Annotated in this window: 24 protein-coding genes and 3 pseudogenes; 13 read left to right on the plus strand and 14 right to left on the minus strand. The window is 59.9% G+C overall.

Going from position 1 to position 22,412, the window contains the following annotated elements:
* Positions 1-157 precede the first annotated feature (157 nt).
* Entirely contained in the window at positions 158-409 is a 252-nt protein-coding gene (gene oprI, locus F0169_RS18375; protein ID WP_058414679.1) for an outer membrane lipoprotei OprI, read from the minus strand.
* A gap of 617 nt (positions 410-1,026) precedes the next feature.
* Between oprI and F0169_RS18380 the strand changes: the two genes are divergently transcribed.
* A complete protein-coding gene (locus F0169_RS18380; RefSeq protein ID WP_058414678.1) occupies positions 1,027-1,308 on the plus strand; it encodes a GNAT family N-acetyltransferase in 282 nt (93 codons plus the stop codon).
* Between the two features lie 79 nt (positions 1,309-1,387).
* On the opposite strand, the gene F0169_RS18385 is transcribed toward F0169_RS18380, so the two are convergent.
* On the minus strand, positions 1,388-2,464 hold the full coding sequence (locus F0169_RS18385) for a 3-deoxy-7-phosphoheptulonate synthase (RefSeq protein ID WP_058414677.1): 1,077 nt from the start codon (positions 2,462-2,464) through the stop codon (positions 1,388-1,390).
* A 131-nt stretch (positions 2,465-2,595) separates the two neighbouring features.
* Positions 2,596-3,030 carry a PilZ domain-containing protein gene (locus F0169_RS18390; RefSeq protein ID WP_152747275.1) on the minus strand — a complete coding sequence of 145 codons (435 nt, stop codon included), beginning with the start codon at positions 3,028-3,030 and terminating at the stop codon, positions 2,596-2,598.
* On the opposite strand from F0169_RS18390, the gene F0169_RS18395 reads away from it, so the two are divergent.
* The 5 genes and pseudogenes from F0169_RS18395 to cysB all read left to right on the plus strand — a co-directional run bounded on the left by F0169_RS18395 (position 3,029) and on the right by cysB (position 6,958).
* Complete coding sequence (locus F0169_RS18395) at positions 3,029-3,415, plus strand: YbbN family protein (protein WP_058414675.1); 387 nt, start codon at positions 3,029-3,031, stop codon at positions 3,413-3,415. The genes F0169_RS18390 and F0169_RS18395 overlap by 2 nt on opposite strands.
* Positions 3,412-4,360: pseudogene (locus tag F0169_RS18400) on the plus strand (putative 2-dehydropantoate 2-reductase). The gene F0169_RS18395 and the pseudogene F0169_RS18400 overlap by 4 nt, the downstream one beginning before the upstream one ends.
* 30 nt (positions 4,361-4,390) lie before the next feature.
* Positions 4,391-5,308: a 5'-nucleotidase gene (locus F0169_RS18405; protein WP_058414673.1), complete on the plus strand. Its 918-nt coding sequence runs from the start codon at positions 4,391-4,393 to the stop codon at positions 5,306-5,308.
* A gap of 70 nt (positions 5,309-5,378) precedes the next feature.
* The gene (locus tag F0169_RS18410; RefSeq protein ID WP_058414672.1) at positions 5,379-5,879 is read left to right on the plus strand and encodes a universal stress protein; all 501 of its coding nucleotides are present in this window, start codon (positions 5,379-5,381) and stop codon (positions 5,877-5,879) included.
* Positions 5,880-5,983: 104 nt separating this feature from the next.
* Positions 5,984-6,958, plus strand: a complete 975-nt coding sequence (gene cysB / locus F0169_RS18415; protein ID WP_058414671.1) for an HTH-type transcriptional regulator CysB — start codon at positions 5,984-5,986, stop codon at positions 6,956-6,958.
* Positions 6,959-6,976: 18 nt separating this feature from the next.
* Here the strand turns inward: cysB and F0169_RS18420 are convergent, their stop codons facing one another.
* Positions 6,977-7,459, minus strand: coding sequence for a GreA/GreB family elongation factor (locus tag F0169_RS18420; protein WP_152747276.1), 483 nt, complete (start codon positions 7,457-7,459; stop codon positions 6,977-6,979).
* Between the two features lie 12 nt (positions 7,460-7,471).
* Positions 7,472-7,845: pseudogene (locus F0169_RS18425) on the minus strand (hypothetical protein).
* Positions 7,846-7,977: 132 nt separating this feature from the next.
* Here F0169_RS18425 and earP point away from each other — a divergent pair.
* Both earP and F0169_RS18435 read left to right on the plus strand, forming a co-directional pair.
* Entirely contained in the window at positions 7,978-9,111 is a 1,134-nt protein-coding gene (gene earP / locus F0169_RS18430) for an elongation factor P maturation arginine rhamnosyltransferase EarP (RefSeq protein WP_152747277.1), read from the plus strand.
* A gap of 49 nt (positions 9,112-9,160) precedes the next feature.
* A complete protein-coding gene (locus F0169_RS18435; protein ID WP_058414667.1) occupies positions 9,161-9,733 on the plus strand; it encodes an elongation factor P in 573 nt (190 codons plus the stop codon).
* A gap of 65 nt (positions 9,734-9,798) precedes the next feature.
* Here the strand turns inward: F0169_RS18435 and F0169_RS18440 are convergent, their stop codons facing one another.
* From F0169_RS18440 to F0169_RS18450, 3 genes are all read right to left on the minus strand, one after another.
* On the minus strand, positions 9,799-10,218 hold the full coding sequence (locus F0169_RS18440) for an organic hydroperoxide resistance protein (RefSeq protein ID WP_058414666.1): 420 nt from the start codon (positions 10,216-10,218) through the stop codon (positions 9,799-9,801).
* 224 nt (positions 10,219-10,442) lie between these two features.
* Positions 10,443-10,892: a MarR family winged helix-turn-helix transcriptional regulator gene (locus F0169_RS18445; RefSeq protein WP_152747278.1), complete on the minus strand. Its 450-nt coding sequence runs from the start codon at positions 10,890-10,892 to the stop codon at positions 10,443-10,445.
* Between the two features lie 80 nt (positions 10,893-10,972).
* Positions 10,973-11,923, minus strand: coding sequence for a LysR family transcriptional regulator (locus tag F0169_RS18450; protein ID WP_152747279.1), 951 nt, complete (start codon positions 11,921-11,923; stop codon positions 10,973-10,975).
* Positions 11,924-12,030: 107 nt separating this feature from the next.
* Between F0169_RS18450 and F0169_RS18455 the strand changes: the two genes are divergently transcribed.
* Positions 12,031-12,780 carry a sulfite exporter TauE/SafE family protein gene (locus F0169_RS18455; protein WP_058414663.1) on the plus strand — a complete coding sequence of 250 codons (750 nt, stop codon included), beginning with the start codon at positions 12,031-12,033 and terminating at the stop codon, positions 12,778-12,780.
* Here the strand turns inward: F0169_RS18455 and F0169_RS18460 are convergent.
* Positions 12,770-13,651: a LysR substrate-binding domain-containing protein gene (locus tag F0169_RS18460; RefSeq protein WP_152747281.1), complete on the minus strand. Its 882-nt coding sequence runs from the start codon at positions 13,649-13,651 to the stop codon at positions 12,770-12,772. The genes F0169_RS18455 and F0169_RS18460 overlap by 11 nt on opposite strands.
* A 70-nt stretch (positions 13,652-13,721) precedes the next feature.
* On the opposite strand from F0169_RS18460, the gene F0169_RS18465 reads away from it, so the two are divergent.
* Positions 13,722-13,928 carry a DUF1127 domain-containing protein gene (locus F0169_RS18465; protein ID WP_241679144.1) on the plus strand — a complete coding sequence of 69 codons (207 nt, stop codon included), beginning with the start codon at positions 13,722-13,724 and terminating at the stop codon, positions 13,926-13,928.
* A gap of 197 nt (positions 13,929-14,125) precedes the next feature.
* Here the strand turns inward: F0169_RS18465 and F0169_RS18475 are convergent, their stop codons facing one another.
* Positions 14,126-15,472 carry a class II 3-deoxy-7-phosphoheptulonate synthase gene (locus F0169_RS18475; RefSeq protein WP_058414660.1) on the minus strand — a complete coding sequence of 449 codons (1,347 nt, stop codon included), beginning with the start codon at positions 15,470-15,472 and terminating at the stop codon, positions 14,126-14,128.
* A 124-nt stretch (positions 15,473-15,596) separates the two neighbouring features.
* Between F0169_RS18475 and F0169_RS18480 the strand changes: the two genes are divergently transcribed.
* A complete protein-coding gene (locus F0169_RS18480) occupies positions 15,597-16,352 on the plus strand; it encodes a spermidine synthase (RefSeq protein WP_152747284.1) in 756 nt (251 codons plus the stop codon).
* 537 nt (positions 16,353-16,889) lie between these two features.
* Here the strand turns inward: F0169_RS18480 and F0169_RS28460 are convergent.
* On the minus strand, positions 16,890-17,027 hold the full coding sequence (locus F0169_RS28460) for a hypothetical protein (protein ID WP_425274303.1): 138 nt from the start codon (positions 17,025-17,027) through the stop codon (positions 16,890-16,892).
* Positions 17,024-17,356, minus strand: a pseudogene (locus F0169_RS18485) (crotonase/enoyl-CoA hydratase family protein); the annotation flags it as partial. The pseudogene F0169_RS18485 and the gene F0169_RS28460, both read right to left, overlap by 4 nt.
* 423 nt (positions 17,357-17,779) lie before the next feature.
* Here F0169_RS18485 and F0169_RS18490 point away from each other — a divergent pair.
* On the plus strand, positions 17,780-19,453 hold the full coding sequence (locus F0169_RS18490; protein WP_058415870.1) for a DEAD/DEAH box helicase: 1,674 nt from the start codon (positions 17,780-17,782) through the stop codon (positions 19,451-19,453).
* A 97-nt stretch (positions 19,454-19,550) separates the two neighbouring features.
* Here F0169_RS18490 and F0169_RS18495 read toward each other — a convergent pair whose 3' ends face one another.
* Positions 19,551-20,318, minus strand: coding sequence for a DODA-type extradiol aromatic ring-opening family dioxygenase (locus F0169_RS18495; RefSeq protein WP_152747285.1), 768 nt, complete (start codon positions 20,316-20,318; stop codon positions 19,551-19,553).
* A gap of 103 nt (positions 20,319-20,421) precedes the next feature.
* On the opposite strand from F0169_RS18495, the gene F0169_RS18500 reads away from it, so the two are divergent.
* A complete protein-coding gene (locus F0169_RS18500; RefSeq protein ID WP_152747286.1) occupies positions 20,422-21,111 on the plus strand; it encodes a thiopurine S-methyltransferase in 690 nt (229 codons plus the stop codon).
* A gap of 285 nt (positions 21,112-21,396) precedes the next feature.
* On the opposite strand, the gene htpX is transcribed toward F0169_RS18500, so the two are convergent.
* Positions 21,397-22,284: a protease HtpX gene (htpX, locus tag F0169_RS18505; RefSeq protein ID WP_058411777.1), complete on the minus strand. Its 888-nt coding sequence runs from the start codon at positions 22,282-22,284 to the stop codon at positions 21,397-21,399.
* Positions 22,285-22,412 lie beyond the last annotated feature (128 nt).

Below are 22,412 nucleotides of genomic sequence, written 5' to 3' on the forward strand. Positions count from 1 at the left end.
AGTAAACCTTGTGGGAGGGGGCTTGTCCCGATGGCGGTGTATCAGTAACCCCTTCAGTGACTGACCACCGCCATCGGGAGCAAGCCCTCTCCCACATTCAGGCAATAAAAAAGCCGATCCAAAAATGGATCGGCTTGATAACAACCCCGAGGGATTATTACTTGCGGCTTGCTTTTTCAAGCATGCGCAGAGCGCGCTCGTTAGCTTCGTCAGCAGTCTGTTGTGCTTTTTGAGCAGCAGCCAGAGCGTCATCAGCTTTGCGGTAGGCTTCGTCTGCACGAGCCTGGGAGCGAGCTGCTGCGTCTTCAGTTGCAGTCAGACGTGCTTCGGTTTCTTTGGAGACGCTGCTGCAACCGGTAGCCAGAACTGCGGCCAGAGCCAGAGCAGAGAATTTCAGAACGTTGTTCATCGTGTTCCCCTTCAAGGACTTTCTATTAAATTAAATGGCTACTTTCTCAGAGTGAGCGGATAGCCGGCGTACATACTACTCATTACTTGTAGTAAGTAAACTGACGTAACGCAAGAAGCAAAAAAAATTCGTGCAGCGAATCTATTTTGGCTAATCTTTGGCAGGTGTGTATAAATTCCGTGCAGAATTTTTCCTTTTCAAGGGAACTGGATCGACGCTGAAAGGTCCGGCCCGCATGACTTGCACCGGGTAACCCGGTAAAGATTTATATATCCACCGCCACACTTGTTTGTGCCTCGTCTTTACCCCGCCCAGCATCTTTTGCGCATGTAGAGGTGACTTTAACAACGGCAGTTCGTCTCAAGCTTCAACTGCCGGCAATGTTCAGGCTATCGATCAGTGATTGATCGGAGCCCTTTCTGTAACCACCCGCCGCAGCGAATGGCGCGTGCACCTTGAGCTATTGCAGGTTTGGTGCCTACTATTCCCTGCGTGCTGGTTGTGAGCGCTACAGGTTTTCTCGTTGTCGACACCGGCACGGGGTGGCGTAGATGTTCCTTCGCCGGAAAAACATCGGTAAGGTAGGGGTCGAAATCCAAGACCCGCGAGGAGTAGTGATGAGCGAGGCGTTGTCCATCCACCATGACCAGGCAGGTCATCAATTCGAGACCAATGTAGACGGTCATCGTGCCTACCTGACCTACATGGACCTCGGGAAACAAACCCTGGATATTTATCGGACCTTCGTGCCCAACGCGCTGCGCGGACGCGGTATTGCTGCCGCATTGACCGAAGAAGCCTTGAAGTTTGCAGAGGCGGCCGGTTACACGGTGATCCCGTCGTGCTCTTACGTAGAACGCTACATGGAGCGCCACCAGCGCCATGCGGCGAAGTTGTAACGCCGGCAACGGTGACACCGCAGCATAAAAAACGCCGGGCTAAGCCCGGCGTTTTTGTGTGCGCGATTCAGCCACAGGTTCAGCTGCGTTTGCGTTTCGGCAACACGTCCTTGAGCTTGGCGTGCATGTTGCGCAGGGTGGTCTCGGTGGCGGACCAGTCGATGCACGCATCGGTGATCGACACGCCGTACTGCAAGTCGGCCAGGTCCGCTGGAATGGCCTGGCAGCCCCAGTTCAAGTGGCTCTCGACCATCAAGCCGATAATCGATTGGTTGCCTTCGAGAATCTGGTTGGCGACGTTTTCCATTACCAGCGGCTGCAAGGCCGGGTCTTTGTTGGAGTTGGCGTGGCTGCAGTCGACCATGATGTTCGGTTTGATGTTGGCCTTGTTCAGCGCCTGCTCGCACAGCGCAACGCTGACCGAATCATAGTTGGGCTTCCCGTTGCCGCCGCGCAATACCACGTGACCGTAGGCGTTGCCTTTGGTCGTGACGATGGACACGCCGCCTTCCTGGTTGATGCCGAGAAAACGGTGCGGGCTGGAAACCGATTGCAGTGCGTTGATCGCAACGGTCAGGCCGCCGTCGGTGCCGTTCTTGAAGCCCACAGCCGAAGACAAGCCGGAAGCCATTTCACGGTGAGTCTGCGATTCAGTGGTGCGCGCGCCGATCGCCGACCAACTGATCAGGTCCTGCAAGTACTGCGGGGAGATCGGGTCGAGGGCTTCGGTGGCGGTGGGCAGGCCCATCTCAGCCAGGTCCAGCAGCAACTGACGACCGATGTGCAAGCCGTCCTGGATTTTGAACGAGTCGTCCAGGTACGGGTCGTTGATCAAGCCTTTCCAGCCGACGGTGGTGCGCGGTTTTTCGAAGTAAACACGCATCACCAGGTACAAGGTGTCGGACACTTCAGCCGCCAGCACTTTGAGGCGCTCGGCGTATTCGTGGGCCGCCTTGAGGTCATGGATCGAGCACGGCCCGATCACGACGAAGAGGCGGTGGTCGCGGCCGTCGAGAATGTCACGGATGACTTCGCGGCCCTTGGTGACGGTCTGCAGGGCAGCGTCGCTCAAAGGGATTTCGCGCTTGAGCTGATCGGGTGTGATCAGGGTCTCGTTGGATGCGACGTTTAGGTCATTGATCGGTAAATCAGCCATCGTGTTACTCGTCAGGGTCACGGGTGCCGGCCGCCAGCCATCCCCGTGCGGCGGAGCACAGCATGATTTGAATGCAGGGGAGCGGAACCTTAGCGCGTAACACTGGCCCGCGACAATGGGCAAAGCCGGCTTTAATCCAGCGCCGGCGCCACAAAAGCCTCGCGGGAGAACTCGCCGGCATGGCGCGCGACCCACTCGCGGGCAAGGGTTTCGAGTTGCAAGGCGGTTGGCGCGGCGTCTTCGTGCAGGCGGCAGTAGCGTTCGATCTGGCACACTTGCTCACCCATTCGCGCACCGAACAAGGCGTGCTCGTCGGTAAACGAAATGCCGATGCGGTAGCCATTTTCGACTGTGCGGCACCACGCTACATAGCCCGGGTAGCGGGCGCTGGCACCCAGCGACGGGATACTCAAATCGACCGCTGTACACTGGCGCCAGGCGCGCGGGCAATTGCAGGCGACGCCGCCCAGGCCGATAGTGTGCAGGCGCTGACGGGAAATGGCAGGTGAAGGGCGTTGTATCAACAGAACGGCAACATCATCAGGGTGAGGTAAAAAGCGACCCATGTACACGGACTCCGAGCACCGTCCAATAGACGGCGGCAGCAGCAGCAGGGTGAAGGAGCAGGCATTGACCGACCTGGATATTGACCAGCAATTGCTGGGATTGCCAGGTATTTCGCTGGTAGTGTTTACCAGCGCTGGTTGTTCCAGTTGCCGCTGGGCACGCCAGCAACTGCCCGGCTGGCAGTTGCCGGTGGACCGCGTGTGTTGGGTCGATGCCGGGGACAATGGCGGCGCGGTCGAGCGCTACCAGATCTTTCATTTGCCGGCGTTGTTTGTGGTGTGCGAGGGTCAATTCTTCGGGCAACTGCACACACGCCTTGGCGCCGCTGACCTTTCAGACGCGATTAATCACGCGCTTACCCGCACTCCAGAGGATTTGCCATGACCGCACAATCGCCACGTATTGGTATCGTCGGCACCGGTGCATCGGTGGTTTCTACGGCCTGATGCTGGCGCGCGCGGGTTCGATGTGCACTTCCTGCTGCGCAGCGAATATGCAGCGGTCAGTGAACACGGGCTGCACCTCAACAGCTACGTGCATGGCAGCGTGCATCTGCACCCCGTGCAGGCCTATGCGCGCGCCGCCGACATGCCGGCGTGCGACTGGTTGCTGGTGGGCACCAAGTCCACCGGTAACGTGGAGTTGGCGCCGACGCTGGCTCAGGTCGCGGCGCCGGATGCCAAAGTGATCTTGCTGCAAAACGGCCTCGACGTAGAAGACAGCCTGCGCGAACACCTGCCGCCCTCGCTGCATCTGCTGGGCGGCTTGTGCTACATCGGCGTGCACCGCTCGGCGCCAGGCGTGGTTGAGCATCAAGCGTTGGGTCGGGTTAATTTGGGCTATCACAGCGGCACTGCGGCCTACGACGAAACCCGCCGGCAAGCGATTGTCGAAGAGGGCGCCGCGTTGTTTCACAAGGCCGGCATCGAGTCCCAGGCCATGGCCAATGTGCATCAGGCGCGCTGGCACAAGCTGGTGTGGAACGTGCCCTACAACGGCCTCTCCGTGCTGCTGGGTACGGGCACTACGGCAATGATGGCGGACGAATCCAGCCGCGCGCTGATCCAGGCGCTGATGGCTGAAGTGGTCGAGGGCGCCAATGCCTGCGGCCATGCCATTGCAGCCAGTTACGCCGAGCAGATGTTTGCCATGACCGAAACCATGGCCGACTACCTGCCCAGCATGTACCACGACCACGTGCACAAACGCCCGCTGGAGCTGGCAGCGATTTACGCCCGGCCCTTGGCGGTGGCTAAAGCGGCGGGCTGCGAAATGCCACGCGTACAGGCGCTTTACCAGGCCTTGAGTTTTATTGATCGGCACAATTGATCGGCGCAACCGCTGATCAGGGGGAACACCATGGCGAAGGGATTGGACGACAAACTGGTGCTGGCGATTTCGTCGCGGGCACTCTTCGACCTCGGTGACAGCCACAAGGTCTACCTCACCGAAGGTGTCGAGGCGTACCGCAAATACCAGATCGAACACGAAGAAGAGACCCTCGAACCCGGCGATGCTTTCCCGTTGGTGAAGAAGCTTCTAAGCCTGAATGCCAGCCTGGGCCGTGCTCGCGTCGAGGTGGTGCTGGTGTCGCGCAACAGTGCCGACACCGGCTTGCGGGTATTTAATTCGATCCAGCATTACGGCCTGGATATTTCGCGTGCCGCGTTCGTCGGCGGGCGCAGCCCTTATCCTTACCTGGCCGCCTTTGGCTGCCATTTGTTTCTGTCGACACACGCCGAAGATGTGCGCAGTGCCCTGGATGCAGGCTTTGCCGCCGCGACGATTTTGTCGGGTGGTGCGCGTCGCGCGTCGAGTGAAGAGCTACGCATTGCGTTCGACGGTGACGCCGTGCTGTTTTCCGATGAGTCGGAGCGTGTGTACCAGGCCGGTGGTTTGGCGGCGTTCCAGGCCAGCGAGCGCGAGTCGGCACGCCAACCGTTGCACGGCGGCCCGTTCAAGGGTTTCCTGGCGGCGCTCAACCTGTTGCAGCGTGAGTTCGCTGACGACGCCTGCCCGATCCGTACCGCGCTGGTCACGGCACGCTCGGCGCCGTCGCATGAGCGGGTGATTCGAACGTTGCGTGAGTGGGACATCCGCCTGGATGAGTCGCTGTTCCTTGGCGGCTTGGAAAAGTCGGCGTTCCTCGAAGCGTTTGCCGCCGATGTGTTTTTTGATGACCAGGCCGGCCATTGTGAGAAAGCCCGCGAGGTGGTGGCCACGGGGCATGTGCCCCACGGCATCAGCAATGAATTGAAAACCCACAGCGAAAGCTAAGTCAGCCGAACTCTTCGAGGCGCTGCTAAGCTGAGTCAATCTCCGCCATCCTGGCAGCCCAGGAGGTTCTATGATTCGTTCGATGCTGTACGCCACCGACCTCGGTGTGTATGCGCCGTATGTCATGCAACATGCGCTGGCACTGGCCCGAACGTTCAAGGCGCAGCTGTATGTGATACACGTGGTTGAGCCCATCGGGCTGTTCGCCGAATCGGTATTGCAAAGCTACCTGGATGAGGAGGCCCTGAGCGAGTGGCAAAGCCAGGGGCTGACCACGCTGATGGCATCGATCGAACAACGCGTGCTGGACAGTTTTCGCGAGGAGTTGGGGGAGGGCGAGCAAGACTTGCAGTTGATTCATTCGGTGCGCGTGATCCAGGGCAAACCGTGCGAGGTGATTCTCGAACAACTGCGTAAACTTTCCGTCGACCTGTTGATTGTAGGAAGTCACAGCCATGCAGCCGCAGCGGCCATACCGCTCGGACGCACCGCTGCGCGGGTGTTGCAGTTGTCCAGTGTGCCGGTTTATCTGGTGCCGTCGTTACGCGGCCTGCGCGGTGATAACGTGTGATGCTCAAGAAAGGATAAAAAGTTCTAGATTTATCCGTCTAACCTTTAATATAGTTATATACCGTCGCTGATACCCGTGGCGTCTACCCGCTGTGAGGGACACCTATGAAGCTTCAACAACTGCGCTACATCTGGGAAGTGGCGCACCACGACCTCAACGTTTCCGCTACCGCTCAAAGCCTCTACACCTCGCAACCCGGTATCAGCAAGCAGATCCGCCTGCTCGAAGACGAGCTGGGCGTTGAAGTATTCGCCCGCAGCGGCAAGCACCTGACCCGCGTCACCCCGGCCGGCGAGCGCATCATCACCACCGCTGGCGAGATTTTACGCAAAGTCGAAAGCATCAAGCAGATCGCCCAGGAATTCTCCAACGAGAAGAAGGGCACGCTGTCGATCGCTACCACTCACACCCAGGCCCGTTACGCACTGCCGCCGGTGATCCGCGACTTCATCAAGCAATACCCTGACGTTGCCTTGCACATGCACCAGGGATCGCCGATGCAAATCGCCGAGATGGCCGCGGATGGCACCGTGGATTTTGCCATCGCCACTGAAGCCCTTGAGCTGTTCGGCGACCTGGTGATGATGCCGTGCTATCGCTGGAACCGCTGCGTGGTCGTACCGCAAGGGCACCCGCTGGCCAAGCTGTCGAAGTTGACCCTGGAAGCGCTGGCTGAATACCCGATCGTGACCTACGTGTTTGGTTTTACCGGCCGCTCCAAGCTCGACGAAGCATTCAGCCATCGCGGCCTCACGCCCAAAGTGGTGTTCACCGCCGCCGACGCCGACGTGATCAAAACGTATGTTCGCCTGGGCCTGGGTGTGGGCATTGTCGCCAAGATGGCGGTCGATACCGTGCTCGACAAGGACCTCGTGGTGCTCGACGCCAGCGAGTTGTTCGAGTCCAGCGTGACCAAGATCGGCTTCCGTCGTGGCACGTTCCTGCGCGGCTTCATGTGCGATTTCATCGAGAAATTCGCGCCGCACCTGACCCGCGAAGTCATGGCCAAGGCGATTCAATGCCACAACAAGCAGGAACTCGAAGAGCTGTTTGCCGGCGTGGAACTGCCGGTTCACTAAGCTGACGCCTGCAGCGGTCTATTTAGCCTCGGTAACCGTAAAGTGTTGCCGAGCGCCCGCCACCACAATCTGCACCTCATCACCTTCGAACTTGCCCAGCAAACTTTTGCCCAACGGCGAGCGCGGGGTGATGACGGTTACCGGTTGGCCAACCACATCGACTTTCAAACCCGCCGCATCGGGTGCCAGAAACAGCCACTGCTGGCGACCGTTCTCATCCTCCAGGCCAAGTAGCGCGCCGACCTGTATGCCGCGCTGATCATCGTAGGCCTGCAGTTGCATCGTGTGGCACAGCGTCAATGCCTGTTTGATTTCCTCGACGCGCCTGGCTTGCCCGGCGGCCAGGTAGGACGCCTCCAGCCCCAGCGTGTCGTATTTGTTTTCGGCGATGTTTTCTTCGTGGGTTGCGGTTTCGTAGGCGGTTTGCGCGGCACGTTGAGCGACGTCGAGATCGACGCCGAGCTTTTCCAGAACCAACTGGTGGACGGCGTGTTTATTCATGGCTGTGCTGGGTCATTCGCAAAATTGCAGGACATTCGCCTTGCTCTTTTCAGTGGGCGCGTTCTGGTCCTGCTGCAGCCAGAACTGGCATTTTGGGTTGGCCAGGTTTCGCGCATTATTGTTGCGCGCCTGCTCCAGGCGTTGTTGCTGTTCCTGTTGGCGCAGGTTTTGTTCGTACTGCTCAAACATACGGTTGGGCGCCTCTGGTGGCACGACGCAGCCGGCTTGCCTAACTGTTGAACCGCTTGGGCGACCGGCGCCAGGCTTTGCGGGAACAGGTAGCGCGAGGCCAGCCATGTGGTCAATGCAATCGCAATAAATCCCAACCACACGCCCATGGCGATGGCGACACTGAGCTTGAGCAGCGACAACGGACGATCAGACATGGCGGCCTCCTGGCAGGCATTTGCGGCGTGCTGGCGATTGTCGCACAGCCACGCTACAGAATAATCGTGATCAAGCCTTCTGCATCAGCGCATTTATGCGGACAATCGAACCTTTGAGCGTTGGAGCCCGGAATGAAAGCCCGCTGGGATATTTTTTGCAGCGTCGTCGACAATTACGGCGACATCGGCGTGACCTGGCGCCTGGCCCGGCAATTGGTGGTGGAGCACGCCTGCGAAGTGCGCCTGTGGGTCGATGACCTGCGCGCGTTCGAGCGCATGTGCCCGCAGATTGACGTGCAGCGCGACCAGCAATGGCAAGAGGGCGTCGACGTGCACCACTGGCCGGCGCAGTGGCGCGATACGCCGTCTGCCGATGTAGTGATCGCCGCCTTCGCGTGCCAATTGCCGCCCGATTATATGGAAGCCATGGCGGCACGCGCGCACGCGCCGTTGTGGATGAACCTGGATTACCTCAGCGCTGAAGAATGGGTGGTGGGCTGTCATCGCCTGCCCTCGGTGAAGTTCAAGGGCGTGCAGAAGTACTTCTTCTTTCCTGGTTTTCGTGCAGGCACCGGCGGCTTGTTGCGTGAGGCCGGGTTGTTGGAACAGCGTCTGGCGTTTCAGCAGGACGCCGTTGCGCAGCAACACTTCCTGCAAGCCTTGGGCGTGTTTCCTGCAGGCGGTGCGCGCTTGATGTCGTTGTTCGCGTATGAAAACGCCGGGCTCGCGCGTTGGCTGGACGTACTTGCGACAGATGGGCGTGCCACTCATCTGTTGGTGCCGGAGGGTCGCATCCTTGGCGACGTGCAGCGCTGGCTCGGTGTGCAAGGGCTGGCGGCGGGGGATGTGCATCAACGCCAAGCCCTGACGGTGCAAGTGCTGCCGTTCGTACGCCAGGAGCAATACGACCGCCTGCTATGGTGCTGCGACTTCAATGCGGTGCGTGGCGAAGACTCGTTCGTGCGCGCGCAGTGGGCGGGACGGCCGTTGCTGTGGCACATCTACCGTCAGGACGAAGACATCCATCTGGACAAGCTCGACGCCTTCCTGGCGCTGTACACCGCGGCCTTGTCACCCGCCGCCAAAGCCTGCGTTGTCGCACTGTGGCAAGCCTGGAACGCTGATGGCGATATGGCACAACCGTGGAAAATGCTGCTGGAGCACTGGCCAGAGGTCAGCCGGCACGCGCAAACGTGGTGTCTGGAACAGGGCTTGCAGGCCGATCTTGCGACGGCGCTGGTACAGTTTTATGAAAGTTGGATATGATACGCCACCTTGATTTTTGTAAACCCCATCCAAATTTCGGATATACGCAATGAAAACTGGTAAAGAACTGAAACCCGGTACAGTGATCCGTCTCGAAAACGACCCTTGGCTGGTTCAGAAAGCTGAGTTCACCAAGTCTGGTCGTAACAGCGCAATCATGAAGACCAAGCTGAAGAACCTGCTGACCGGTTACAAGACCGAGATCGTCTACAGCGCCGATGACAAATTGGACGACGTAATCCTCGACCGCAAAGAAGCGACCCTGTCCTTCATCAGCGGCGACACTTACACGTTCATGGACACTTCCGACTACACCATGTACGAGCTGAACGCTGAAGATATCGAAGCCGTTCTGCCGTTCATCGAAGAAGGCATGGAAGACGTCTGCGAAGCTATTTTCTTCGAAGAGCGCCTGGTGTCCGTAGAGCTGCCGACCACTATCGTGCGTCAGGTTGACTACACCGAAGGTTCCGCTCGCGGCGACACTTCGGGCAAGGTGATGAAGCCTGCCAAACTGAAAAACGGTACCGAGCTGCAAGTAGCGGACTTCATCGAAATCGGCGACATGATCGAGATCGACACCCGCGAAGGTGGTTCGTACAAAGGTCGCGCCAAGAAGTAATTCTGGCCCCGCCGATACGAAAAAAACCCGACCTGGCGTCGGGTTTTTTTATGCGCGTCGTTTAATCAGACGGTGACGTGCAGGCGCACATCAACGTTGCCACGGGTGGCGTTGGAGTACGGGCAGACTTGGTGCGCGGCGTCGACCAGGCTTTGCGCATCGTCTTGGGCCAGGCCCGGCAGGCTTACGTGCAGGTCGATGTCGAGGCCGAAACCACCGGGGATTTGACCGATGCCGACGTGGGCGGTGATCGAGGCGTCATCCGGAATTTTGCGTTGGGTCTGGCCGGCAACGAACTTCAAGGCGCCGATAAAGCAGGCCGAGTAGCCAGCGGCGAACAGTTGCTCAGGGTTGGTGGCTTGGCCGCCCGCGCCGCCCAATTCTTTAGGGGTGGCGAGTTTGACGTCGAGGATGTTGTCGTTGGAAACAGCACGACCATCACGGCCGCCGGTGGCGGTGGCTACTGCGGTATAGAGCGTTTGCATGGTGTCGTCCTTTGAGTGTGTAGTGCTAAATGTTTGTGCGCTAAGTAGTTGGTGAGGCGAATGTATCGCGCTAATTTTTAGTGCGCAAGATAAATTTTAGAAAATGTGGGAGCGGCTTGTGTCGCGATGCAGGCACCTCGGTACGTCAGGAATACCCGGTTGATGCCATCGCGAGCAAGCCCGCTCCCACACAAGCACTTTTGATGTGTGGGGGCTGCGGCTTTTTAGTTGGCCTGCAAGTTGGCGCGCAATGCAATCAAATCAGCCTGCAATTTGCGCAACTGCTCAAGCGCCATGCCACTGGCGCCGAGGATGCACTGTGGAACGTCCTTCGCTTTTTCCTGCAAGGCACGCCCAGCCTTGGTCAGCTCCACCACCACCACGCGCTCGTCTTCGCGGCTGCGGGTGCGGCTAAGCAGGCCTTCGGCCTCCAGGCGCTTGAGCAGCGGCGTGAGGGAGCCTGGATCGGTCAGCAAGCGGCTGCTGATTTCGCCGACGGTCAAACCATCCTCTTCCCACAGCACCATCATGGCCAGGTACTGCGGGTAGGTCAGGCCGAGGGCTTGCAACAGCGGCTTGTAGACCTTGGTCATCAGCAACGAGGTGGAGTGCAGGGCGAAACAGAGCTGGTTGTCGAGCATCAGTGATTCGCAAGCGTTGGGATTTTTGCTCATGGCGGTGCCTCGAAAAAGCGTGTCTGGGCTGGAATCTAGCGGTCAAACCTTTAACGCGCCAGATAATTCTGGCCGTACGGTCAGACCAAGCCGCTTTGCAGTGCCAGATCCCAGGGCGGAACCGGGCTGAAACGTGATTTCAGGTATTCCAGCAGCAAGCGGCTGCGCGCGTTAGCCTGTTGTTCCAGGCGCAACGCATAGATGCCGGTGGTTTCCGGCGTGGGCAGGCCACTTTGGCAAAACAGTGGCAACAGTTCGCCGCGCACCAGGTATTCGCTGGCCAGCCACGTGGGCAGGTGCGCGATGCCCAGCCCGGCCAAGGCGCCGGACAGCAAGGCCTCGGCGTTATTGGCGCTCATGCGGATGCGCTGCGGGCGATAGGTGGCGCGGCGCCCATCGAGCTCGAAGCGCCAGGCGAACATGGGCGCCAAGCCGTCCCAGTCGAGGCCGTCATGCTCACTCAGCTCGCGTGGATGGCTTGGCGTGCCCCGGCTTTTCAAGTAGGCCGGGCTGGCGCAGGCGATACGCACGATACTCGCCAAGGGCGTAGCGATCAGCCGAGTGTCGACCCTATGCCCGGCACGCAACACCAGGTCGACCTTGCCCAAGTGGGCGCCCTGCATATCGACAAAGCTGTCGATCAAATGCAGGTGCACATCAAGGCCTGGGTACACGTTCAGAAAATCGGCGATCACCGGTGCCAGGTGCCGTCGACCAAACGCCGCCGGTGCGTCTACACGAATCAAACCTTCCGGCGCATGGCTCAACGAAACGGCCTCCGCGCGCGCCAATTGCAGCTCGCTGACGATCCGTCGCGCGCGCTCGGCAAACGCCAGGCCTGCCGGTGTGGGCACCACCGCGTGGGTGCTGCGCTGAAACAAGCGGCTGCCCACCGAGCTTTCCAGGCTGTCGATACGCCGGGCTACCGCTGAGGGCGTCAGCGGATGGCGGCGGGCGGCGGCGGAAAAACTGCCGGTCTCCAATACATCCAGGAACAGGCTCAGTTGATCGGTCAGGGTATTCGGGTTCATGGGCGGCGCTTATGCAAGATCGGCACAGCCATTGTGCGTTGCTGTGCGTTTCCGCGCCAGAGCCGACTGCGTAGCATGCATGGCCTGGGCTTTTGGAGTAATCAGCGGTGTTGGATTTAGCGATGTACCTGGTATTAGGCGCCGCCTTGGGCACGGTCGGCGGCCTGTTTGGCATTGGTGGCGGGCTGATTGCGATCCCGGTGCTCGGGGTGTTGTTTGGCCTCGATCAGCAGCTTGCGCAGGGCACGGCGCTGGTGATGGTGGTGCCCAACGTGATGCTGGCTTTGTGGCGTTACCATCAACGCAACCGCATCGAATTACGCCACGCGCTGCCGCTGGGCATCATGGGCTTCAGCTTTGCCTGGCTCGGTTCGATCTGGGCGGTGGGCCTGGACGCAGGCGCCATGCGTTTAGGCTTTATTGCCTTTTTGCTGGTGCTTTCGGCCTACAACCTGTTGCGCATGTTCACCCGCAACGCGCCGCCGACTGCGCAGATGCGGTACTCCTGGCCGTGGCTCGGGGTGCTCGGCGCGGTTTCCGGCTCGATGGGCGGGTTGTTTGGGGTCGGCGGCGCAGTGGTGGCCACGCCGGTGTTGACCAGCCTGTTCGGCACCACCCAGGTGGTCGCGCAAGGCTTGTCGCTGGCCTTGGCGTTGCCCAGCACCAGCGTAACGCTGGTGACTTACGCCTGGCACCACGAGGTGGACTGGATGATCGGCGCGCCGTTGGCCGTCGGCGGCATGCTCAGCATCAGTTGGGGCGTGAAAGTCGCCCATGCGCTGCCTGAACGCCTGTTACGCGGCCTGTTCTGCGGCTTTCTGGCCGTGTGCGCGGTGATGCTGACCTTTAAAGTCTGAAGCCTTCAACGATGTAGTCCGCCAGGCATTCAGTGATCGGCGAGGTCATGCCCGGGTTGCGCAGCAAGTGCAGGTTCATTGAGGGCAGCGGCGGAAAACCTTCGTCGCTGCCGAGCACCCGCAAGTCGTCGGTCAGCAGGCTTTCCATGCACACCATCACCGCGAGGCCCGCGTTAACCACCGCCTGAATCGCCGCCACGTTGGAGCTGTGATACGCCATGCGATAGTCGCGCCCGGCGGCATCCAGCGCGGCGCGCGTCCACTGGGTATACAGGCAGTCGGTGCCGGAAATCGCCAGTGGCAGCGCTTCGTGTTCGTCCGCGCAGAAACCCGTCGACGCCGCCCACACCATGCGCTCGGTGCGCAACAACTCGCCGATTTCATTGCCGGGCTCGCGGCTGACGACGGTCAGCGCCAAGTCGCGGCGCTGGATCAGCACGGTTGACGACTCGCAGTGCATCTCGATCTGAATCAGCGGGTACGCCTTGGAGAACGGCTTGAGAATGCCCGGCAGGAAGCGCATCACGTAGTCGTCCGGCGTGCCGATGCGCACCAGCCCCACCATGTGCGGCTCGCGCAGGGTGTTAAAGACCTCGCTGTGCAGCTTCAGGATGCGCCGCGCATAACCCAGCAGCACCTGGCCTTCGGGCGTCAGGCGCACTTGGCGGCCGTCGCGCTCGAACAGCTTGCGCTGCAACACGTCTTCTTCCAGGCGCTTCATTTGCATGCTCACCGCCGATTGCGTGCGGTTGACCGCCTCGCCGGCACGCGTAAAGCCGCCTTGATCGGCGATCGCGACGAAGGTGCGCAGCACGTCGGTGTCGATGCTTGGGTAGTCGGGCAATTGATCAATTCCTGAGATGTGTTGCATAAGAAACATTCGTTGGATTGATCTTAGTGCCAGGCACACACTTTCGTCATCCCCACTGGAGGGCGAAAAGATGAAAGGTCAAAAAGGGTTTGTATTGATGACGAAGCGCCCGGTTTTTGGGCTGCTTCGGGTGATTGCCCGCTGGCGGGCGCTGCTGCACGAGCGCCAGCAGTTGGCGAGCTTGAGCGATGGCGCGCTCAAGGACATTGGGCTTAAACGCGCCGACGTGGAACAGGCGCGGCAGGTGCATTTTTGGCAAGACCCGCTGCGCAAGTGACGCTGGATGCTTGTCGGGTGGTCGGCGCGCCCTGAAGGATAAAACCATGCCCGCCGACCTGTCCTTTTCAATCAAGCAAGCGCGCCGCATGGCGCTGGCGGCCCAAGGCTTTTCCGGGCGCCAGGGGCCTGCCTTGATCAAGCTGCCGCGCTGCCTGTTGAGGCAAGCTGGCTCGCCACAGCGCTCAATCCAGCGTTTTAGCGCTTCACCTGCTTTAGCGTCTCGGCAATCAAAAACGCCAGTTCCAGCGACTGGTCGGCATTCATCCGTGGGTCGCAATGCGTGTGATAACGGTCCGACAAGCCATCTTCGGTGATCGGCCGCGCGCCGCCGATGCACTCGGTGACGTTCTGCCCGGTCATCTCGATATGAATCCCGCCGGCATAGCTGCCTTCAGCCTGATGGACCTGGAAGAACTCCTTTACTTCGCCGAGGATCTGCGCAAAGTCGCGGGTCTTGTAGCCGCTGCTGGCCTTGATGGTGTTGCCATGCATCGGGTCACTGCTCCACAGCACTTGCTTGCCTTCGCGCTGCACGGCGCGAATCAGCTTGGGCAGGTGTTCGCCGACCTTGCCGGCGCCCATGCGCGCGATCAGGTTGAGGCGGCCGGGGTCATTGTGCGGGTTAAGAATATCGATCAGGCGGATCAAATCGTCGGGGTTCATGCTCGGGCCGACTTTTACGCCAATCGGGTTGTTCACCCCGCGCAGGAACTCGACGTGGGCGCCATCCAACTGACGAGTGCGGTCGCCGATCCAGAGCATATGCGCCGAGCAATCGTAGTAATCGTTGGTCAGGCTGTCGCGGCGTACGAAGGCTTGTTCGTAGTTGAGCAGCAGCGCTTCGTGGGCGGTGAAGAAGCTGGTTTCGCGCAGTTGCGGTGAGCTGTCCATGCCGCAGGCGCGCATGAAGGCAAGGGTTTCGTCGATGCGGTCGGCCAGTTGGCTGTACTTCTCGGCCAGTGCGGAGTTGGCGATAAAGTCCAGGTTCCACTGATGCACTTGGTGCAGGTCGGCGAAACCGCCCTGAGCAAATGCGCGCAGCAAATTGAGGGTGGCAGTGGACTGGTGATACGACTGCAACAGGCGGTCCGGGTCCGGCACGCGGTTTTTTTCGTCGAAGCCGATGCCGTTGACGATGTCGCCACGGTAGGCGGGCAGGGTGATGCCGTCGATGGTTTCATCGTTGGAGGAACGCGGCTTGGCGAACTGACCGGCCATGCGCCCGACTTTCACCACCGGGCAGCCGGCGGCAAAGGTCATCACGATCGCCATCTGCAGCAGCACCTTGAAGGTGTCGCGAATTTTTGCAGCCGAGAACTCGGCGAAGCTTTCGGCGCAGTCGCCGCCCTGCAGCAGGAACGCGCGGCCGTGGGTCACTTCGGCAAACTGACGACGCAACTCGCGGGCTTCCCCGGCAAACACCAGGGGCGGGTAGCTGGCCAGGGTTTGCTCCACGTGCAGCAAGTGCGCCGCGTCCGGGTACTGGGGTTGTTGCTGAATAGGCAGGGCGCGCCAGCTGTCGGGGCTCCAGGGTTGGCTCATCATGAACTCGATTGGTTGATTGTCGATCGGGCGCCAATGTTATCAGCAATTAGTGCGTGACCTGTTGCCGCCGGTTGGCTGACAATCGCGCCTTTGCCGTGCGGTAAACCCTTTAGGAGTAGTGATGAGCGAGGAGCGTGTCGAGCGCCTGCTGGCCGAAGTGCATGATGATTTCGGCATGATCCGTGTGCTCGAAGTGGCCGATTACCGGTTTCTCGAATTTGGCGACGCCATCGAGCAAAGCTGCGTATTTACCGCCGACCCGAGCTGGCTGGAGTACGACTACACCCGCGCGATGTTGATTGGTGCGTTGTGCCACGAGCTGCCGGAGAGCGCGCTGTTCCTCGGCTTGGGCGCCGGTACGCTGACGCAGGCGTGCCTCAAGTTTTTGCCGCTGGAAGACGTCGAAGCCATTGAGCTGCGCCCGGATGTGCCGCGCCTGGCCATCGAGTACCTCGGGCTGGACGACGACCCGCGCCTGTACATTCGAATTGGTGACGCGCTGCAGTTGCTCGACAGCGCAGAATCGGCCGACTTGATTTTCGTCGACCTGTACACCGATGTCGGTCCCGGCGTTGGGCACCTCGCCTGGACCTTCCTGGAAAACTGCCAGAAGAAACTCAACCCCGGCGGCTGGCTGGTGATCAACCAGTGGGCGACCGACGATGGTAAACCGCTGGGTGCGGCGTTGCTGCGAGGGTTGTATCACCGGCATTACTGGGAACTGCCGGTGAAGGAGGGCAATGTGATTCTGCTGGTGCCTTCGGATCTGGATCAGGCGTTGGACCTTGCGGCACTCACCGCGCGCGCTGAAGCCTTGGCCCCGCGCCTGGGGTACTCGATGCAAGCGCTGATCAAGGCGATTCGGCCGGCCACTTAGGCTAGGCGCCTGTGCCGACGCCATCGCGAGCAAGCCCGCTCCCACAGGGGAATGTATTTCAACTCAGGGGCGCCAGCCAGTACTCACAGGGAGATGCATTTCAACCTGTGGTATCAAACCGGCACTCACAGGGGAATGTATTTCAACTCAGGGAGCCAGCCAGTGTTCACAGGGAGTTGCATTTCAACCTGTGGTACCAAACCGGCACTCACAGGGGAATGCATTTCAACTGTGGGGGCCAGCCAGTGCTCACAGGGAGATGCATTTCAACCTGTGGTACCAAACCGGCACTCACAGGGGAATGCATTTCAACCCAGGGAGCCAGCCAGTGCTTACAGGGAGATGCATTTCAACCTGTGGTACCAAACCGGCACTCACAGGGGAATGTATTTCAACTCAGGGAGCCAGCCAGTGTTCACAGGGAGATGCATTTCAACCTGTGGTATCAAACCGGCACTCACAGGGGAATGTATTTCAACTGTGGGAGCGGGCTTGCTCGCGATGAGGTCATCACAGGCGGCGGCCAATTCAGGCTGTTCAGATACCCTTGAACACACTTGTCATTGCCAGCATGCATTGCTTGGCATCTTCGCTGTTGAGCAACTTCTCGACCAGCGCTTGCAAACCCGCTGCCGCAACGGCATCGCCTTGCAGGCGCGCCTGACCGGTCGACATCTACCTCGCCTGCATGCCGAGCAGCCCCGGCAGGCACTACGGCCAGCGAATACACCCCACGGATCGCAGCCGTCCAAGGGCGGTGGCCAGCCTGCGGCCATCACGGCGCCTACGTTGGCCAAGTCCAGCCCTGCGGTAAAATGCTCGCCGTGGGCAAACACCACGACGACACGTGCTTCGTCGTTTCGATCAAATTCGCCATAAGCCAGGCTTGGCGCGCTGAGCAAATCCAGGTCAAAGGCAGTGCGCTTGGCTACCCGTTCCAGACCCAAAAGCAGAACATGGCCCTGTAATTCAAGGCTGACGCGACTGCTGCGGGGTTGATTCATCGGGCGTGCCGTCGGGCGCGGAGCAAGCTTTCGGACCAAAGGGTCTCAGGGTCGAGGTGAAACGTTTAAGCTTTCTGACCAACGGGGCCGGGCCTTTGAAAAACAGACCCTGCAGGTGTTATCTGCAAAGGCCATGACGCGGCGCAGTATCTCAGCGGTTCAGGATAAAAAAAGCTCCCTTTTTCAGCTATTTCCGGTATAGTGCGCGCCGGCCTTTAACCGGGCCGCGTTTAGGTAGCGCAATTCCCCGAAGTCAGCTTCGGCTGCACGTCCGCACAGCGGACTCTCCCTTGACGAATCTTTTTCATTCATTCGTTTTCGCAAATCCCCGCCGACAAAGCAGCCAGGGCGACTCTTGAGTCTCAACACGGCATGCGCAGCTTTGGAGCATGGGTCTTTGCGGATGCACTTAGAGGCAGACCCATGACCCAGGAAACCGGCGGCTTCGCCGCTTTTAATCTTAACCCGAACATTCTTGCTGCCGTCATCGCGACCGGCTACGAAGAACCTTCGGCTATTCAGCAGCAATCGATCCCGATAATCATGGCCGGCCAGGACATGATCGGTCAGGCGCAAACCGGTACCGGTAAAACCGCCGCGTTCGCGTTGCCTATCCTGCATTGCATCGATCCTGCCAAGCGCGAGCCGCAAGCCCTGATCCTGGCGCCAACCCGTGAGTTGGCGCTGCAAGTAGCAACCGCCTTTGAAACCTACGCCAAGCAAATGCCGGGCGTCACTGTTGTGGCCGTTTACGGCGGCGCGCCCATGGGCCCACAACTCAAGGCAATCCGTAACGGCGCACAGATCGTTGTCGCCACTCCGGGCCGTCTGTGCGACCACCTGCGTCGCGACGAAAAAGTGCTGTCGACCGTGAACCACCTGGTGCTCGACGAAGCTGACGAAATGCTCAAGCTGGGCTTCATGGATGACCTGGAAGTCATCTTCAAGGCGCTGCCTGCGACCCGTCAGACCGTACTGTTCTCGGCCACCCTGCCACAGTCGATCCGTGCCATTGCTGAACGCCACTTGCGCGATCCGCAACACGTTAAAATCCAGACCAAGACTCAGACCGTTACCGCGATCGAACAGGCTCACCTGTTGGTTCACGCTGACCAGAAGACCTCGGCTGTATTGAGCCTGCTGGAAGTCGAAGACTTCGACGCCCTGATCATGTTCGTGCGCACCAAGCAAGCGACCCTGGACCTGGCCAGTGCCCTGGAAGCCAAAGGCTACAAAGCCGCTGCGCTGAACGGTGACATCGCCCAGAACCAGCGTGAGCGCGTGATCGACTCCCTCAAGGATGGCCGTCTGGACATCGTTGTGGCGACCGACGTCGCTGCCCGTGGCCTCGACGTTCCACGTATCACTCACGTGTTCAACGTTGACATGCCGTACGACCCGGAGTCCTACGTTCACCGTATCGGCCGTACCGGCCGTGCGGGCCGCGAAGGTCGTGCACTGCTGCTGGTGACTCCACGTGAGCGCCGCATGCTGCAAGTGATCGAGCGTGTAACCGGTCAAAAAGTTGCCGAAGTCCGCCTGCCGGATGCTCAGGCTGTTCTCGATGCTCGCATCAAGAAACTGACCAACAGCTTGTCGCCGCTGGTGGCTGACGCTGAATCGACCCACGGCGAATTGCTTGACCGCCTGACTGCCGATATCGGTTGCACCCCGCGTGCCCTGGCTGCAGCCCTGCTGCGCAAAGCTACCAACGGTCAGGCCCTGACCCTGGCAGCCATCGAGAAAGATCGCCCGCTGGTGCCGAACAACGCACCACGCGGTGATCGTCCAGAGCGTACTGGCGACCGTCCAGACCGTGGTGATCGTGAGCGTCGCGCTCCGGTTCCATTGGCTGAAGGTCGTGCGCGTTGCCGTACCGCGCTGGGCGCGCGTGATGGTATCGCCGCCAAGAACCTGCTGGGCGCTATCCTCAACGAGGGTGGCCTGGCACGTGAAGCGATCGGTCGCATCCAGGTGCGTGACAGCTTCTCCCTGGTGGAGCTGCCGGAAGACGGTCTGGAAAAACTGCTGACCAAGCTGAAAGACACTCGCGTTGCCGGCAAGCAGTTGAAGCTGCGTCGCTACCGCGAAGATTGATCCGCCCTTGGCTGATTGATCGCCAATAAAAAATCCCCGACTGGTTCGGGGATTTTTTTTGCCTGATCAGAACCCATTCCACTGTGTGTGGCCTGCGTCAGCCAAAGCGATAGATGTCCATGCCCAGCGCGCCCAGGGTGAACCCTTGGTGCGCCACGCTGAAGTCACCACCAGCACCGCGTGCAAAATACAGCGGCAACAAGTGCTCATCGCTCGGATGGTTGCGTACGGCATGCGGCGCCTGGCGGCGGTAGTCGTGCAAGGCCGTCTCATCGTTGGCGGCGAGTTTGGCCACCACCCAATCGCGAAAATCGCGTGCCCACGGCTCGATGCTCTCAGGGCCGGCCTGCCAGTCCAGCTCACCGAGGTTATGCGTGATGCTGCCGGAGCCGATCAACAGCACGCCATGCTCGCGCAGACTGGTCAGCGCCTGGCCCACGCGTGTCTGCAGGGCAGGGCCCATGTGGCTGGGCAACGACACTTGAACCACAGGGATATTCGCAGCCGGATACATCAGCGACAGCGGCACCCAAGTGCCGTGGTCGAACGGGCGACGATTATCAATGCGCGCAGTCAAGCCATCGGCGTTGAGCAACTGCACAATCTCGTTCGCCAACGGCGGGTCGCCTGGCGCCGGGTATTGCACGGCGAACAGTTCACGGGAAAAACCGCCGAAATCGTGCCAGGTTTCCGGGGCGGCGCTGCCGCTGACCAATAACTCGTGGCTCTCCCAGTGCGCCGACACCACCACAATCGCCTTGGGCTGCGGCAGTTCGGCGGCCAGACGCCGCAGCGCGGGGCCGCTGGCACCGGGTTGCAAGGCAAGCATGGGCGAGCCGTGGGAGATAAACAGGCTGGGGAGCATAAGTGGGGTCCTGAGCGTTAACATGAGCCCATCTTCAATCAGATCATTGATCTAAATCTAATATAAGTTTTAGCCTGTAGTGATCGATTTTTCAGGAGGGTTTATGGATTCTGAGTTTTGGCGGGAGCGCTGGGCGCGTAATCAGATCGGCTTCCATTTGCCACAGGTCAATCCCTATCTGCAGCGGCATTGGCCGACGCTGGGCCTGGCCGCTGGAGCGAAGGTGCTGGTGCCGTTGTGTGGCAAGAGCCTGGATTTAATCTGGCTGGCCAGTGCCGGGCATCGCGTGCTGGGTGTTGAGCTGTCGGAGCAGGCGGTTGATGCGTTTTTCAGTGAGCAGGGGCTTGTGCCGAGGGTCAGCCAGCGGGGTGTGTTCAAGGTGTACCAGGCGGGTTTGGTCGAGGTGTGGTGCGGTGACTTTTTTGCTTTGGGCGCCGATGCGGTGGCCGATTGCACCGCGCTCTACGACCGCGCAGCGTTGATTGCGTTGCCGCCGTTGATGCGCGTGCACTATGCCGAGCATCTTAATACGCTGCTGGGGCCGGGTTGTGAGGGGCTGTTGATCACGCTCGATTACGACCAGACGCAAAAGGCCGGGCCTCCCTTTGCGGTGAGTGATGAAGAGGTGACGGTCTTGCTGGGGGCGAACTGGGCTGTGCGGGTGGCGCAGGAGCAGGACATTTTGGGCGAAAGCTGGAAGTTTGTGCAGGACGGCGTGACCCGTCTGGAAGAGCGGGTCTACCGGCTCACCAGGCGCTCCCAAGATCCAGAGCACTGCGGCCTGAGTGGTTAAAGCAGATCAAAAGCGGGTTTGGATTACACAGCAGATCTGCTTTTTTTTGCTTTCTGTGGGAGCGGGCTTGCTCGCAATTGCAGTGTGTCAGTTGAAAAATATTTATCTGATACACCGCAATCGCGAGCAAGCCCGCTCCCACAGTTGACCGAGTTCGGTTTGAGGGATTGGGTCGCTTTTTGGGCCGCCTGCTTTTGATCTTGATCTGGAAGCGTCCCGTTAAATTAAAAAATGCCACAAAAAAGGGGCGATCAGATCGCCCCTTCGAGTATGACTACCCAGCTATCAGCCCCGACGGCGCAGCGCGTCGATTCGCTCTTCCAGCGGTGGGTGGCTCATGAACATACGCGCAAAGCCCTGCTTGATACCCCCGTTAATGCCAAACGCCGTCAGGCTGTCGGGCATGTGCACCGGCAGGCCCTGTTCGGAGCGCAAGTGTTGCAGCGCTGCAATCATCGCGCCGGTACCGGCCAGGCGGGCACCGGCTTCGTCTGCGCGGAACTCGCGTTTGCGCGAGAACCACATGGTGATTGCGCTGGCCAGGAAGCCGAGTACCACTTCGGCGAAGATGGTCGCTGCGAAGTAGGCAATGCCGCGGCCGCCTTCGTTTTTGAAGATGACCTTGTCGACGAAGTTGCCGATGATGCGCGCGAAGAACATCACGAAGGTGTTCACCACGCCTTGCACCAGCGCCAACGTGACCATGTCGCCGTTGGCCACGTGGCCGATTTCGTGAGCCAATACCGCCTTCACTTCGTCATACGAGAAGCGTTCCAGCATGCCCTGGCTGACCGCGACGAGCGCGTCGTTTTTGTTCCAGCCGGTGGCAAAGGCGTTGGCTTCATAGGCCGGGAAGATCCCGACCTCGGGCATCTTGATTCCGGCTTCGCGGGACAACTGCTCCACGGTCTGCAGCAGCCATTGCTCATGGCGGGTGCGAGGCTGGGTGATCACCTGGGTGCTGGTGCTCATCTTCGCCATCCACTTGGAGATGAACAGCGAGAACAGTGAACCGGCAAAACCAAAGACTGCACAGAAGACCAGCAACTGGTTAAGGTTCAGATCGACCCCGTTGGCCGCCATGAACCCGTTGAAGCCGAAAAGGCTCAGGGTGATGCTGGCAATCAGCACGACCGCCAGGTTAGTGGCCAAGAACAGCAGGATGCGCATCATGGTTGTAGAGTTCTCCTCATGCTTAATATGTCGCGTACTGCGGGGTATATAAGGTGCGGCATGGGGTGATTCAACCGAGCGACTATTTCAAACTGTGTCCTACAGCAAAAATGTAGAGGCTTGAGGGA

This window comes from Pseudomonas kitaguniensis, assembly GCF_009296165.1.
Taxonomy (GTDB): Bacteria; Pseudomonadota; Gammaproteobacteria; order Pseudomonadales; family Pseudomonadaceae; genus Aquipseudomonas; species Aquipseudomonas kitaguniensis.